Annotated in this window: 13 protein-coding genes; all 13 read left to right on the plus strand. The window is 45.6% G+C overall.

Annotation, left to right across the window (positions count from 1 at the left end; translation table 11 throughout):
• Positions 1-531 carry an OmpH family outer membrane protein gene (locus GWR56_RS11380; RefSeq protein WP_162431362.1) on the plus strand — a complete coding sequence of 177 codons (531 nt, stop codon included), beginning with the start codon at positions 1-3 and terminating at the stop codon, positions 529-531.
• A gap of 49 nt (positions 532-580) precedes the next feature.
• Complete coding sequence (locus GWR56_RS11385) at positions 581-1,093, plus strand: OmpH family outer membrane protein (protein WP_162431363.1); 513 nt, start codon at positions 581-583, stop codon at positions 1,091-1,093.
• Positions 1,094-1,155: 62 nt separating this feature from the next.
• Positions 1,156-1,995 carry a glutamate racemase gene (gene murI / locus GWR56_RS11390; protein WP_162431364.1) on the plus strand — a complete coding sequence of 280 codons (840 nt, stop codon included), beginning with the start codon at positions 1,156-1,158 and terminating at the stop codon, positions 1,993-1,995.
• Positions 1,996-2,682: 687 nt separating this feature from the next.
• The gene (locus tag GWR56_RS11395) at positions 2,683-3,753 is read left to right on the plus strand and encodes a complex I subunit 1 family protein (RefSeq protein ID WP_162431365.1); all 1,071 of its coding nucleotides are present in this window, start codon (positions 2,683-2,685) and stop codon (positions 3,751-3,753) included.
• A 106-nt stretch (positions 3,754-3,859) separates the two neighbouring features.
• On the plus strand, positions 3,860-4,450 hold the full coding sequence (locus GWR56_RS11400) for a 4Fe-4S dicluster domain-containing protein (RefSeq protein ID WP_162431366.1): 591 nt from the start codon (positions 3,860-3,862) through the stop codon (positions 4,448-4,450).
• A gap of 26 nt (positions 4,451-4,476) precedes the next feature.
• Positions 4,477-4,998 carry an NADH-quinone oxidoreductase subunit J gene (locus tag GWR56_RS11405; protein ID WP_238395217.1) on the plus strand — a complete coding sequence of 174 codons (522 nt, stop codon included), beginning with the start codon at positions 4,477-4,479 and terminating at the stop codon, positions 4,996-4,998.
• Positions 4,995-5,303 carry an NADH-quinone oxidoreductase subunit NuoK gene (gene nuoK, locus GWR56_RS11410; RefSeq protein ID WP_162431368.1) on the plus strand — a complete coding sequence of 103 codons (309 nt, stop codon included), beginning with the start codon at positions 4,995-4,997 and terminating at the stop codon, positions 5,301-5,303. Before GWR56_RS11405 ends, nuoK begins: the two co-directional genes overlap by 4 nt.
• Entirely contained in the window at positions 5,300-6,142 is an 843-nt protein-coding gene (locus tag GWR56_RS11415) for a hypothetical protein (protein ID WP_162431369.1), read from the plus strand. Before nuoK ends, GWR56_RS11415 begins: the two co-directional genes overlap by 4 nt.
• On the plus strand, positions 6,139-8,202 hold the full coding sequence (locus GWR56_RS11420) for an NADH-quinone oxidoreductase subunit L (protein WP_238395218.1): 2,064 nt from the start codon (positions 6,139-6,141) through the stop codon (positions 8,200-8,202). The genes GWR56_RS11415 and GWR56_RS11420 overlap by 4 nt, the downstream gene beginning before the upstream one ends.
• Entirely contained in the window at positions 8,202-9,812 is a 1,611-nt protein-coding gene (locus GWR56_RS11425; protein ID WP_162431370.1) for a NuoM family protein, read from the plus strand. Before GWR56_RS11420 ends, GWR56_RS11425 begins: the two co-directional genes overlap by 1 nt.
• 9 nt (positions 9,813-9,821) lie before the next feature.
• A complete protein-coding gene (locus tag GWR56_RS11430) occupies positions 9,822-11,336 on the plus strand; it encodes an NADH-quinone oxidoreductase subunit N (RefSeq protein WP_162431371.1) in 1,515 nt (504 codons plus the stop codon).
• A gap of 78 nt (positions 11,337-11,414) precedes the next feature.
• Entirely contained in the window at positions 11,415-12,722 is a 1,308-nt protein-coding gene (locus GWR56_RS11435) for an ammonium transporter (protein WP_162431372.1), read from the plus strand.
• A 123-nt stretch (positions 12,723-12,845) separates the two neighbouring features.
• Entirely contained in the window at positions 12,846-14,819 is a 1,974-nt protein-coding gene (locus GWR56_RS11440; protein WP_162431373.1) for an amidohydrolase family protein, read from the plus strand.
• The last annotated feature ends 298 nt before the right edge of the window (positions 14,820-15,117 follow it).

Below are 15,117 nucleotides of genomic sequence, written 5' to 3' on the forward strand. Positions count from 1 at the left end.
ATGAAAAAGATAATATTAGTACTTTTTATTACGTTTACAGCCTGCACAGCGGCGCTGGCACAACGATTTGCGTATGTTGATTCGGATTACATATTAAAGCACATGCCCGAGTACACATCATCACAAAAGCAGCTGGCTTCTTTATCAGAGTCATGGCAAAAGGATGTCGACGGCCGTTTCCAGGAGATTGACCGTTTGTATAAAGCTTACCAGGCCGATCAGGTTTTAATGACCCCCGAAATGCGTAAACGCCGCGAAGCGGAAATAGTGGATAAAGAGAAGCAGGCCAAAGATTACCAGCGCCAGATATTTGGGCCGGATGGCGAGCTTTCTAAAAAAAGCAATGCCCTAATTAAACCAATACAGGATAGAGTGTCTAAAGCTGTACAGGCTGTTGCCGAAAGCGAAAACCTGGACATGATATTTGACAAAAACAGCGAAGTTATAATGCTGTACGCAAATCCGCGTTATAACAAAAGCGATGCGGTAATAACCCGCTTGGGGTTAAAGCCGGGTGTATTTGCCAAATAAAAATTTTATATTTAAAATCAGAACTATTATTAAACACAGAAGAACAGAAATGAAAAAACTATTTAAAGTTGCTTTAGTTGCAGCAGGAATGTTATTTGCAGGCAACTTTGCCCAGGCGCAGTCAAAAATTGGTCACATCAATTTTTCGCAATTGATTGACATGATGCCTGAGACCAAAACAGTAAAATCTCAGCTTGAAATTTATCAAAAACAGTTCATTGACCAGTTAACCGCAATGAATAACGAATACCAAACCAAGGGCCAGGCCTACCAAACCGGCAGGGATAAAATGACCGATGCGGCGCGCGGAGCTGCAGAAACCGAGTTGCAGGATCTGGCTAAGCGTTTACAGGATTACCAACAGTCTTCACAGCAAAAGGTTGAGACCAAACGCGGTGAGTTAGGTAAACCACTTATCGACAAAGCGCGCGGGGCGGTTGAAGCTGTTGCGAAGGAAAAAGGTTACTCGTATGTATTAGATACAACCAGCGAATATTTAGTGGTATCGCCGGCTGCCGATGACCTGATGGCTGCAGTAAAGCTTAAATTAGGATTGAAGTAATCTGAAAATTAAATTATTTATAAAGCGCCTCCATTCCGGGGCGCTTTTTTTATTTTTGAGATATGTTAACAGGGAGCCCTATCGGCGTATTTGATTCGGGTATCGGCGGATTAACCGTGTTCCGCTCAATAGTAGAGCAGCTGCCGGAGTACGATTATTTGTATTTAGGCGATAATGGCAGGGCGCCGTACGGTAACCGGTCTTTTAATACCATACATCAATATACCTGGGAGTGTGTGCAGTGGATGTTTAAACAGGGCTGCCCGCTGGTAATATTGGCCTGCAACACAGCATCGGCAAAAGCATTGCGTACTATTCAGCAGCAGGACATGCCCGGCAGCCATGCTGATAAGCGTGTGCTTGGTGTTATCCGGCCCACGGCCGAAGTAATCGGCACCTATACCCAAACAAAAAAAATCGGCGTACTGGGCACCAAGGGCACCGTACAGTCAGGCTCATACCTGTTAGAGATAGCGCGTTTTTTCCCTCATCTTGAAGTCTTTCAACAGGCATGCCCGCTTTGGGTGCCTTTGATTGAGAACGGCGAATACAACAAGCCCGGTGCCGACTATTACGTACAGCTATACCTCGATCAGTTGATGCAGCAATCAGCCGGTATAGATACCATTTTGCTGGCATGTACCCATTACCCCCTTTTGCAGGATAAGATAAAGGCCCACCTGCCGGCCAATATAAAGGTGGTGGCCCAGGGCGATATTGTGGCCGCCAGTTTAACAGATTACCTGCACCGCCATCCGGAAATGGAACAACGGCTCAGCAAAACCAGCGACCGCCGGTTTTACACTACAATGGATGACACGCCTGAATTTAACAGCCACGCATCGCAATTTTTTGGCAGCGAAATTAAAAGCAGCTTTGTTGATGTAAGAGAAGGTTGTTGATCGGGTAGCAGGCATTGCCTCAGCACAACCTTTCACGAACAGGACGCAGCCGCGATTTTTCTTTTTGGTACTTTTTCTTTTGAGAGAAAAGAAAGTGACATCCACTAACGGCTCAATAACTCACTACCATCCCTCACGCACTGTTAAAGTGTTGTGCTTTGAATGAACGTTAGCCGCTCATTGCCGCGGAGGGCTACTACTTTTTGCTTGATCAAAAAGTAGCAAAAAATCAAGTCAGAGCGATGCTTCCGCCCGCCCTGCCGGTTCTTAACGCTTTTTTCCCGATTGTTCGTTTTGCTCCAATCCATCGAAAAAAGCTAAACCGGCATTCCCGCCATACGCCCGGCCCGCTCACTCTGACGGAACCCCGCGCTCTTTGTTATAATTTCGAGCCTGATGAACGGAACGTAACCTCAAAATGCGGCATTGGCCTGTTCGGATAGTACAGGCAGTGCGAAAGCACACCCTTTCACAGAACAGGACGCAGCCGCGATTTTTTTTGATTACTTTCTTTTGAGAGAAAAGAAAGTAACATCCACTGACGGCTCATACAGCACACTACCTGTCCTCACGAAGTACCAACGTACGATCGCCATGATTCCAGCAACCTTAACACTGTAAAAAACAACTACTAAACCAGTCAACTATCCCCATCATTTATTAAGTTTGCACCCAAAGCAAGCGCCCTTGAATTTTTACCTCACATATTTTATTGTAGCAGCAGGATTATTTGCTTTTGTGGGGTTATTCACCATGTTTGGCGTATACGCCGAGCGTAAGGTGAGCGCCTTTATACAACATCGTCTGGGGCCTACCGAAACCGGTAAATATGGTACCCTTCAGGTGTTGGCCGATATGATAAAAATGGTGCAAAAGGAAATGATCATTCCGGCGGCGGCTGATAAGATATTGTTCCTGGCGGCACCCGTTATCATATTTATAGGCGTTTACCTGGGTTTTGCGGCCCTGCCGTGGGCACCCGGATTGGTGCCCGCGAATATTAATATAGGCCTGTATTATGTCTTCGCGATCATCTCGATCGAAACTCTTGGCATACTCATGGCCGGTTGGGGTTCAAGCAACAAATATTCAATATTAGGCGCTATGCGTTCGGCGGCTCAGATCATCTCTTACGAGATACCTGCCGGCTTCGCGCTGATATCCGTAATAATGATAGCGCAGACATTAAACTTGCAGGATATCGCTGTTCAGCAGGGTGTACTATCCGCTGATAAAGCAAAGTTTTTTGGCTTTTGGGATGTATCCCAAATAGGGGGTATGCTTTCATGGAATGTTTTCCAGGCGCCGCATTTACTGGTGGCCTTCGCCATATATTTTATCGCATCGCTGGCCGAAAGTAACCGCGCGCCATTTGATATCCCCGAGGCGGAATCGGAGCTGGTGGCCGGCTTCCATACCGAATTTACCGGGTTACAGTTCGCGCTGGTGTTCCTGGCCGAATATTCCATGATGTTCCTGGTATCGATGGTTGGCGTAATATTGTTTTTAGGTGCATGGAACACGCCTTTACCAAACATAGGTTCGGTAACTTTGGCAACATGGACCACTGGCACCTTATGGGGCATTTTTTGGATGCTGGTGAAAACGCTGCTGCTGGTAGGCGTGCAAATGTGGATCAGGTGGACACTTCCACGTTTACGGGTAGACCAACTGATGAACCTGTGCTGGAAGGTATTGACCCCGCTTGCGTTTGTATGTATGCTGATATCGGGTGTATGGCGGCTGTGGGTAATGTAAGGTTGATTTCGGATTTCAGATTTTCGATTTCGGATTTTTATGATTTAGTATTTAAGTTTAGAATTTAGGGTTTAGAATTTAGAATTTAGGGTTTAGGGTTTAGGATTTGATTAAAAGAGCAATAAACGGTTTTACAACGGCATGGAAGGGGCTATCCCTTACCGTAAAGGCTTTGTTTGCCTCAAACGCGAAACGTAACGTTACGCCTATTACTAACGATAACTATTTTCATCAGCAAAATAACACCAATACCATACAGTATCCTAAACAGGAACTGCCGGTGCCCGAAGTGGGCCGCTACCAGTTGGATGTAGAGATTGACGATTGCATAGTGTGCGACCTGTGCGCCAAGATTTGCCCGGTAAACTGCATCGATATCGAGTCGATAAAGTCGACTGAAGGTAGCATCGGTGAAACATCCGATGGGTCGAAAAAACTGTTGTACGCCGCTAAGTTTGATATTGATATGGCCAAATGCATGTATTGCGGCCTTTGTACCATTGTATGCCCAACCGAGTGTATTGTAATGACCAACCAGTACGATAAAACGGTTTTTGACCTGGGTAAGCTTACTTATCAATTTTCGGATATGTCGCCGCAGGAGGCTGCTGAAAAGCGTATGCTGCTTGAAAAACAAACCGCCGAAAAACAGGCCGCGAAATTAGCCGCCATGAAGGCGAAGGAGGGCGGGGCATGAGTTTGTTGCAGGTGATGTTTTATGTAATGGCATTTATAACATTGGGTTCGGCGCTGGTAGTTGCCGCCGGCAAAAACCTGGTGCGCAGTATATTTATGTTTTTTGTAACGCTGTTTGGCTTGGCTGGCTTATATGTGCTGGCCCTGGCCGATTTTGTGGCTGTTACCCAGATAGTAATATACGTTGGGGGTATTTTGGTACTGATATTATTCGCTTTTATGCTATCGGGCAGGGAAGCGCTGGTTGCCGCCGAAAAACATCCGGGTAAGTTCATCAGCCTGAAAAATATACCTGCCTTATTTTTGGCCTCCTTGTTTTTGATAGTGATGCTAAACGTAATATTTAAAGCCGATGTAAATAACCTGCCCTGGGTAAAGGCTGCCATAGCCGGTAAAAATGTAGTGCCCGTTAATGGTAGCGGTATTAATAACATCGGCGTAAATTTAATGACACGCTATTTGCTGCCTTTTGAGGTAGTATCTATATTGTTGATGATAGCCCTTGTGGGTGCAGCCCACCTGTCGCGAAAGGAGGCAGCCGAAGCATGATCAACCTAAGCGATTTTATGATAGTGAGCGTGGTGCTGTTTTGCACGGGCCTGTTCATTATCGTATCAAAAAAAAACACCATACAAATTTTGATAGGGATTGAACTGATGCTGAATGCCGCCATATTAAACCTGGTGGCTTTTGGCAAATATGACCGTACCAACAATGGCGGCCAAATGTTCGCGCTGTTTGCCATTGTGCTTGCCGCTGCTACAACAGCGGTAGCGCTGGCTATTATACTAAATGTATACCGGCGGTACAAAACCATCGATCCCGACAGGATAAACCAGTTAAAAGATCAATGAAAAAGCTCCTTTTAATACTGCTTATACTGCTTTCTGTTGGTGCGTTTGCCCAACATAAAAAGCGTACGAAAAAGAAGGTTAGGCGTACGGCTAAGCGCTCGGTACGGCATAGAGCGATTGAGAAGACGGAACCTGATTTTCAATATGTAGCTATGGGGGCCGACAAAAGAATTGTATTTACCGACCCGCCCGAAGAACTCGAAAAACCTTTTGTGCTGATAAACGACACCGTTTACAACGGCAGGCTGCAAGACCTGAATGTAGACGATATTATAGATGTATCGGTAATAAAGCGTAAAGGCGCCAGGATAATGTATGGGCCTAAAGCCGCTGCGGGCGCTATTATTATTAAAACAAGACAGCAGCTGCCTGCTAATTTGAGTAACAACGCCTTGCCATTACCCAAGCCGCCGACTGTAAAAAAATCTTTCCTGTTTAACGAGGAAGTTACCTATGGAAATGTTGAGGACCTTGACCCTAAAAAGATATTGAGTATTGATACGCTGATAGAGCCTAAATTTTCAGGCGCTAAAGACAATGACACCACCATAAGCGTAACTACTAAAGTCTACGGCAAAAAGCTCTACCAATGGAAATTCGGCACCCTGTCAAAAGCCTACAAAACCTATATCAGGAGCCGCAGGGGGAATGATAACGGTGTGCTTTATCTATTGGGCGATGGCACAACGCTGACTGGCGGTAAAGAAGAAGACCTGATCAAATTACTAAATGTGTACAACGCAGGTGTTAAATCGGTAAGTTTTACTCCGCCGGGCGGTAAACGCAAAAACCGTACGCCTGCCAAAGTAACCATTGAACTAAACCAATCGGAAAATTGAACCCAACCCTGCCATATAAAGATGCGCAAACCGTAACCCTTGCAATTATTGCAGTGGTGTTGCCTTTTACTGCCTTTGTGGTAAATTTTTTACTGTTAGGTAAAAGCAAGGCTTCGGGCTGGATATCTACGGTGGCCATACTGGCAAGCACGGTACTGGCCGGTAGTGTGTTTTTTAATGTTTGGAATAACCCTACCATCCATGCGCAACAGGTTTGGTTTACCATCGGCGCTACTAAGGTACAGGCAGGTATATTGCTCAATAACCTTTCGGTGTTGATGCTGTTGCTGGTATCGGTTATCGCGTTGCCGGTGCACATTTACTCTACCGCTTACATGAAGGATGACGACGGATACAGCCGTTACTTCCGTTATTTAAGTCTGTTTTGCTTTAGTATGCTGGCTTTAGTGGTGGTTGATAACCTGATACTGCTATATGCCTTTTGGGAGCTGGTGGGCTTTTCCTCGTACCTGCTCATTGGTTTTTGGTTTACCCGCCAGAGTGCCATCATCGCCAATAAAAAAGCCTTTATCATGAACAGGATAGGGGATATCGGTTTGCTGGTAGCCATTATCATCCTGTACACCCAGTTCGATACATTTGACCTTGAAACCCTGTTTGGCAACAAAGGATTGATCTCCTTATCCAATATTACCAATGGCGAATGGACGTCTGCCATCGGCAGCATCCCGGCCCTGTGGCAGTATATCGCAGTTGGTGGAATATTTTTAGCTGTTGCAGCTAAGTCAGCGCAGTTCCCCTTACACACCTGGCTGCCCGACGCGATGGAAGGCCCTACATCGGTATCGGCGCTTATCCACGCAGCAACCATGGTGGCGGCAGGCGTATTTTTGTTAGGCAGGTTTTACCCCATGTTTAACGGAACCGAACTAACTATACTGGCTATAGTTGGCTGCTTTACCGCTTTCATGGCGGCAACTATCGCCCTAACACAAAACGATCTAAAGCGCATCCTGGCATATTCTACCATTTCGCAGCTTGGCTTTATGGTGATGGCAATGGGTGTTGGGGCTTATTCTTCATCGCTGTTCCACTTAGCAACGCATGCTTTCTTTAAATGCTTGCTGTTCCTGGTAGCGGGTATCGTTATCCACCAGGTAAAACATATCAAGGACGATAACAACCTCGATATCGATCCGCAAAATATCCTGCATATGGGCGGCCTGCGCAAAAAATTGCCCTTAACCTTTATCGCTGCCCTGATTGGCGGCCTGGCGCTTGTAGGGTTGCCGCTTACCTCGGGATATCTGTCAAAAGATGGTATCCTGATACAGGCTTTTGATTGGGCGGATAACAAATCCGGCGTTTTAAAGCTAGTGCCTTACGCGGCGCTGTTCACCAGTTGGCTAACCGCGTTTTACGTGGCGAGGCTTATTGTGAAAGTTTTCTTCGGAGAGTTCCGCCTGCAAAAAATGAATCCGCATATCCATATCCACATGGGCGATGGTGGCTGGCAATACAAACTGCCGTTGGTATTTTTAGCCATTTGCTGCTTATTCCCGGTGTTTTCATACAGCCCGGTTTTTTATGAAGACGCCTGGCTATACAAAGGGTTTTTGCAGGCAAACTTTTTAGCCCGCGAAAACATGTACCATTACATTATTCCCGTACTGGTAAATATTTTAAGCGTGGTGGTAATTTATGCAGCTTATGCTATTTATGTAAAACGCAATACCTGGTCATTCCCGCAAACGGGGCTACTGTTCCGCATCTCGTTCAACGAGTGGTATATAGATGTATTTTATAACCGTGTTATCGTTCGCTTTGTGATGTGGCTCAGCAAGGCTTCGTACTGGTTCGACCGGAAAGTGGTGGATGGCTTGGTTGCTCTGCTGGAAAAAGCAGGTATCGCCCTTGCCGCTATCGCCGCCTGGCTCGACAGGTATATAGTTGATGGCATATTGCACCTGATTGCCGATATTGTATACGGCATTGGCGGTTTTGCGCGTCGGTTTCAGGGAGGTAAAATTCAATATTATTTATACAGCATGTTGTTAGTGCTTATCACCGTATTTATATTAAAACTGATCTGGACCTGATGAATATATTAACCCTGCTCATTTTTACACCTATTTTATTTGGCCTGGTAATTTTGCTGCTGCCATCATCGCTGCGCGCGAGTTTCAAATACATTACCCTATTTGCAACCTTTTTGCAGCTGTGTTTCAGCATATACATTTATATGCACTTCCAAACCGGGGCGGCGCATGCGGGCATCAGCAACGAGGGGCAGTTTCAGTTTGTGCAGAAACTGCCGTGGATAAGCCTTAACCTGGGCAGTATAGGCAAAATGCAGATAGAATATTTTGTGGGGATTGATGGTATATCGGTTACGTTATTGGTGATGACATCGCTGGTGATGGTGATAGCCGCCATAGCGTCCTGGGAAATAAAAAGTAATTTGAAAGGGTTTTTCGCGCTATTCCTGCTATTGGATATGGCCGTAATTGGCGTATTCTGCGCGTTGGATTTCTTCCTCTTTTATACCTTTTACGAGCTGATGCTGCTACCCTTATACTTCCTGATAGGAATGTGGGGCGGCGTAAGGCGCGAATACGCAGCAATCAAATTTTTCCTCTACACGCTGTTCGGCTCCGTATTTATGCTGTTGGTAATGGTGGGTTTATACCTGTCGGTTACTGACCCGGCCACGGGTAACCACACCTTCAACATCATCCACATGATGAACCCGGCTAACTATATCGAAGGTTCGGTGTTCTCGGTGTTAAGTCACGCTACCATATTGGGGATGCCCGCGCGTACGGTCGGCTTTGTGGTATTGTTTATAGCCTTTGCCATTAAAGTACCGGTTGTGCCCCTGCACACCTGGCTGCCCGATGCCCACGTAGAGGCGCCTACCCCTGTATCTATTATCCTTGCCGGGATCTTGTTAAAAATAGGTGGTTATGGTATTATCCGCATTTGCATCGGTATCTTTCCTGATGTTGCCTTTACCAGCGCATTTTGGCTTGGGTTGCTTGGAGTAATATCCATTTTATACGGTGCATTCAACGCCCTTGCCCAGCGCGATCTGAAACGTATGATAGCTTATTCCTCGGTATCGCACATGGGGTTTGTGTTATTGGGCATTGCCTCTAACACCGCCGAGGGCATCAGCGGCGCAGTGCTGCAAATGGTTAGTCACGGGTTTTTATCAACCATGCTGTTCTTCCTGGTGGGCATTATATACAACCGCGTGCACGACAGGGATATCTACAATTTCCGTGGATTAGGCACATTAATGCCGCGCTATACGGTTTATATCATGATAGCATTTTTCGCATCGCTGGGTTTACCGGGTTTTTCTGCTTTTGTAGCCGAAGCCTTCTCGCTGGCTGGTGCGTTCAAATCACACTCGGTTAATGGCCTGCTGCCTTACTGGATGGCGGTTTGCGGTTCGGTAGGTATTTTGTTGAGTGCCGCTTATTTCCTGTGGACATTGCAGCGCATGTTCTTTGGCGGCCTATCCCTAAAAGGCGGTGATAGCTGGAAGGCTGCATTAACCGATATCAACCTGCGCGAAACGGCAACTTTACTGCCGCTGGCGCTTATTGCGCTGGCCCTGGGCATTATGCCATCGCTGGTGCTGGGTAAAATAAACGATTCGGTATTGGCCGTGGTTGCTTACACTCAAAACGTTTTACGTTAACAATAATAAATGAAGGATCTGTTACCCGATATTACTACCCAGTTAAATGATGTATTACGCGGCTTGCACTTTTTTGTGCCCGAGCTGTATTTAACCGCATTGTTTATTGTGGTGCTGGTAACAGATCTTTTATTTGGTAAGAGGTCGGCAACGTTGTGCCGTATAATAGCGATCGGCGGGATGGCGCTGGTGTTTGTGCAGGTGGTTAGTCAGAACGTAAGCCTCCAGACAAACGAAACCGCGCGGTTTTTTGGCGATATGCTGTTGCTGCACCATCCCGGTATTATATTTAAGCTGATCATTGACGCGCTGGCCTTCATATTACTGTTGTTTTTTGCCTGGGACGATAAGCTTAAGCAGCATAAAAAAGGCTTGTCAGACCTGTACAGCATTGTAATAGGTTCGGTACTGGGCCTGCATTTAATGGTAATGGCTGTGAACCTGCTGTCAGTCTACTTGGCTATCGAAATGGTCTCTATAGCCTCATACCTGCTGGCTGCATACCATACCGGTAATGCTAAAAGTACCGAGGCAGGTTTAAAATATGTGCTTTTTGGGGCGGCAGCGTCTGCGGTAATGTTGTATGGCATTTCGCTGCTTTATGCTTTCAGTGGCTCGCTGGATATCTTTTCGCGCGAGATGCAGCAGGGTCTGATACAAACCAACCATTTAAGTGTGTCGTTTGCTCTGGTGCTATTATTACTTGGTATCGGGTTTAAGCTATCGCTTGTACCCGCGCACTTTTACGTGCCCGATGTTTATGAAGGCGCCGCTACACCGGTTACCGCTTACCTTTCTACCTTGCCAAAAATAGCCGCCTTTGCCTTACTGGTGAATTTCATCACACCGTTCATTAGTTCCAGCGGAATGTACATCAATTGGACCGGACTTAATTTCAGGACTGTGCTGGCGGCGATTGGTATAGTCACCATGGTAACGGGTAATTTTGCTGCGGTTTGGCAAAACAGTGTTAAACGGATGCTCGCGTATTCGGGAATTGGGCATACCGGGTTTGCCTTAATGGCAGTAATTACCTTTAGCGGCGAGGGCCTTACCGCCTTAAGCTATTACCTGCTGGCTTACAGTTTGGCCAACATTGCTGCCCTTATGCTGGCCAATTACTTTGAAAATAACGAAGGTATAACCAATATGAGCGATTATAAAGGCCTGGGCTTTAAATATCCGCTGGCCTCGGTTTGCTTTGTTATCGTATTGATATCTTTAACAGGGATACCTGTTAGCGCAGGCTTTATAGGCAAAGTGTATATATTCTCGGCTGTGTATGACATTTATCAGCAAGCGAACGATGTATGGTTGATGGCTTTGCTAATTACCGGAGCGGTAACAACTGTGGTCGGTTTATTTTACTATATTAAAATACCCCTCAACTTATTCTTAAAAAGCGCCGAGATTGACAAAAAAAACTCTTCATATTCCAACAATCTGCTCGTGATTTCTTCAATAATTGCAATTTTGTTAATAATATTAGGCATATTTCCTGATTTGTTGATTAAATTATTGTAATACATTCAATTTTTATAAAATTTTCGGATAAAAAATTTATAAATTAAACCCGTTTAAACTAAATGGTTTTAATTTGATATGAAACGCTACGTTCCCTTTTTTGTAATTCTGGTTATTTTAACATTAACATTTGTTTTCCCTTCTGTTGAGTACGATAAAACAGTAAAAACCAACTTTAATACAGGTGATATTGCATGGATGCTGATGTCAACTGCCCTTGTTTTGATAATGACACCCGGACTTGCCTTTTTTTACGGCGGAATGGTCAATAAAAAGAACGTTATTTCTACAATGTTGCAAAGTATTGTTTGTATGGTGATCATTACGGTGCTTTGGGGAATATTTGGCTTTAGTTTAGCCTTCGGCGATAGCATAGGAGGGGTAATAGGCAATCCATCTACCTATTTTATGATGAAGGGCATGCTGGGCAACGCCAGCTGGAAGTTAGCGCCTACCATCCCCTTATTGCTGTTTGCAATGTACCAGTTAAAGTTTGCCATTATTACCCCTGCGCTGATAACCGGCGCCTTTGCAGAGCGTATCCGGTTCAACTCGTACATTATATTTTTGGTACTGTTTTCCATATTCATTTTTTCGCCGCTTGCCCATGCAACCTGGCACCCCGATGGCATATTATCCAAATTAGGCGTGCTGGATTTTGCAGGTGGTACGGTAGTACACATGTCGGCCGGATGGGCGGCGCTGGCATCGGCCTTATTTTTAAAGCGACGTAACGAGGCTAACCACGCCCCGGCGCGAATCACTTATGTAATGATAGGCACCGGCTTATTATGGTTTGGCTGGTTCGGTTTTAACGCGGGCTCAGCATTCGGAGCCAACCATTTAGCGGTTACTGCGCTGGCCACCAGCACAACCGCATCTGCAGCAGCGGGTGTTACCTGGATATTTTTTGATATGCTTCGGGGCCGCAAGCCATCGGCTATGGGTACCTGTATCGGCGCGGTGGTTGGTTTGGTTGCCATAACACCGGCAGCAGGTTTTGTAAGTGTGCCGCACTCGTTGGCCATAGGTATTATATCGGCAGTGGTTAGTAACCTGGTGGTTGAGTGGCGCACGCGTACCTCAATTGATGATACCTTAGATGTATTTCCGTGCCACGGTGTGGGCGGTATGGTGGGCATGCTGCTAACCGGTGTTTTTGCCAGCCAAAATGTTAACCCCAACAATACAACCGGCGAAGGCCTGTTTTTCGGTCACACGCATTTGTTCCTGGTACAGTTACTGGCACTGGTGGCTACATCCCTATTCTCGTTTTTTGGATCGGTATTATTGCTAAAGATCACCGACATGATATCGCCGTTACGGGTATCAAAAGAAGAAGAAGAATTAGGGTTAGATATCAGCCAGCACGGGGAAAAGTTGTAGATGACAAAGCAATCAATAAACCGGGCTGCGTCCTGTTGCAGTAAAATAAGGTGTAAAGGATAATATAATACCGGTTTTTCGCGGTGCAATTTATTTTATATTTGAATAACATAAACCCGCATCATGAAACGTATTTTAACCTGTATCGTTTTTTTTATTGCCCTAACACAAGTTCACGCCCAGGATATGCCTGCCGATAGTGGCGTATTCCTGCTGCATAAATTCGAGCAGCATATTGGCAAGGAAACGTACAAGGTTTATAATTATAAGGACGCTAAGAAGTATGTGGTTGATTTTAAATTTATCGACAGGGGCAGCCCTGTACCTCTAAAAGCTACACTAACGGTAAACCCCGTTGCCGACCCTATTGAACTATTTGTTAAAGGCAATACTTCCAGGTTTTCGGTTATAAACGATTCTATAAAGATCAGGGGGAATGTAGCTGATATCCGGGTCAGCGATTCAATCTACAAAAAAAACATCAGCGGCTTCACGTTTCCCGTAACGGGCTATTCGCCTGCCACTGTACAACAGGTCTTGCTGCAATACTGGAACAACAAAAAGCAGCCAGCAAGCATCAATACCCTGCCTTTTGGAGCTTTACAGATCAAAAACACAGGAGTTGATCAGCTCATGTTCAACGGGAAACCGATTGCCTTTAAACGCTATACGATCAGCGGGTTGATATGGGGCAACGAACTGGTGTGGACGGATAACGCCGGCAAGTTGGTTTGCATCCTTACTATAGACGCCGAGGGTGATAAAACCGAAATGATGCGCGAGCAGTATGAGCCACTGTTGCCCGAACTAATAAAACGCGCAGCAGGATATGGAATGGAAGCTTTTGCCAAGGCAGCACCTTCCAATAACACACCGGCAGGAACGATAGCCATTAAGGGTGGCAATATAATTGATGTGGAAACCGGACGGGCTATTCCTAATGGCGTTCTAATAATACGTAACGGTAAGATCGTCAGCATCAACAGATCGGCCGCTGCGCCAATACCTAAAGGCGCACAGGTTATTAATGCAGCGGGCAAAACTATTATGCCAGGTTTATGGGATATGCATGCTCACTTTGAACAAACCGAATGGGGGCCGGCCTACCTGGCGGCAGGTGTAACTACCGTACGCGATTGTGGTAACGAACTTGGGTTTATTGATGCTATACAACAAGCTATAGACAGCGGCAAAGGTATTGGCCCCAAGATATTGATGGCCGGTATTATCGATGGCAAGGGCCCTATGGCTTTGGGTATCATCCAGGCAGATACAAAAGAGGAGGCTATAAAGGCGGTGGATATTTACAAGGCAAAAGGTTTTTCACAGATAAAAATTTACAGCTCAACCAAGCCTGCTATTGTTAAGGCAATATGCGACGAAGCGCACAAATTAGGGCTGACCGTTACCGGGCATATCCCTAACGGTATGACCCTGATGGCTGGTGTTGATTCGGGTATGAACATGGTGAACCACGTACAATATGTGTACAGCATCATGAAAAAGAACAAAGACCGCTCGGTGAATTTTGACGACAGCGTAAGCATAGCGGCAATTAAATTTATAAAAGACCATAACACCGTTATTGACCCAACCGTTGGCGTTTATGAACTGGCGTACCGCAATGTTAAGGAAGATATAACTAAGCTGGAGCCTGCGTTTAATACCCTGCCCCTGCCATTACAAACCCAGTTCAGGACGTACGGCGAAGACTCGGCTACGGTTGAAAGGATCGCGCCCATGCTTAAAAGCATGAAAATGATAGTAAAAAAACTTTATGATGCCGGTGTTCCGATAGTAGCAGGTACCGATATGGGGTTCCCGGGGTTTAGTGTTGACCGCGAGTTGGAATTGTACGTAGAAGCAGGCCTAACCCCCGCACAAGCGCTTAAAACCGGTACTATTACTCCGGCAACCGTGATGGGGCTTGATAAGCAAACAGGATCAGTAACAGTGGGCAAAAATGCTGATATTATTATTGTAGACGGCAACCCTTTAACCAACATCAGCAGTGTACGTAACGTCAAGGTAGTGATAAAAGGTGGCAAGGTCTATGACCCGGATATGCTGCACAAAATGGTTGGATTTAGTAAATAAGGAATGATGTTAGCTATAATTTTATTGGTGATTTTCCTTATGGTTACTGTTATAGGCTATGTAACCCGCGACATGAGGGGAAGCAAAGTGTTTTTAATCAGCACTGCTATCATGTCGCTTTACAATTTATTTGGATGGGTCTATATTAGCAGTTTGGCCGGCGGCGAAAGTGAGGAGATCGCAATATGGCTAATCATCCTAACTATTACTCACGCAGTACTTTCTGTAATATGTTATATAATATATGGAATGGTTTATGCAGCCAAGCATCAGAATTCAGCTTTATGAATTTCTTAAG

This window comes from Mucilaginibacter sp. 14171R-50, from assembly GCF_010093045.1.
Lineage (GTDB): Bacteria > Bacteroidota > Bacteroidia > Sphingobacteriales > Sphingobacteriaceae > Mucilaginibacter.

Excerpts from the sequence above, each read along its gene's own strand:
- GWR56_RS11415 (WP_162431369.1), top strand. The coding sequence starts at position 5,300 with ATGAAAAAGCTCCTTTTAATACTGCTTATACTGCTTTCTGTTGGTGCG.
- nuoK (WP_162431368.1), top strand. The coding sequence starts at position 4,995 with ATGATCAACCTAAGCGATTTTATGATAGTGAGCGTGGTGCTGTTTTGC.
- GWR56_RS11385 (WP_162431363.1), top strand. The coding sequence starts at position 581 with ATGAAAAAACTATTTAAAGTTGCTTTAGTTGCAGCAGGAATGTTATTT.
- GWR56_RS11425 (WP_162431370.1), top strand. The coding sequence starts at position 8,202 with ATGAATATATTAACCCTGCTCATTTTTACACCTATTTTATTTGGCCTG.
- GWR56_RS11430 (WP_162431371.1), top strand. The coding sequence starts at position 9,822 with ATGAAGGATCTGTTACCCGATATTACTACCCAGTTAAATGATGTATTA.
- GWR56_RS11435 (WP_162431372.1), top strand. The coding sequence starts at position 11,415 with ATGAAACGCTACGTTCCCTTTTTTGTAATTCTGGTTATTTTAACATTA.
- GWR56_RS11380 (WP_162431362.1), top strand. The coding sequence starts at position 1 with ATGAAAAAGATAATATTAGTACTTTTTATTACGTTTACAGCCTGCACA.
- GWR56_RS11405 (WP_238395217.1), top strand. The coding sequence starts at position 4,477 with ATGGCATTTATAACATTGGGTTCGGCGCTGGTAGTTGCCGCCGGCAAA.
- GWR56_RS11440 (WP_162431373.1), top strand. The coding sequence starts at position 12,846 with ATGAAACGTATTTTAACCTGTATCGTTTTTTTTATTGCCCTAACACAA.
- murI (WP_162431364.1), top strand. The coding sequence starts at position 1,156 with ATGTTAACAGGGAGCCCTATCGGCGTATTTGATTCGGGTATCGGCGGA.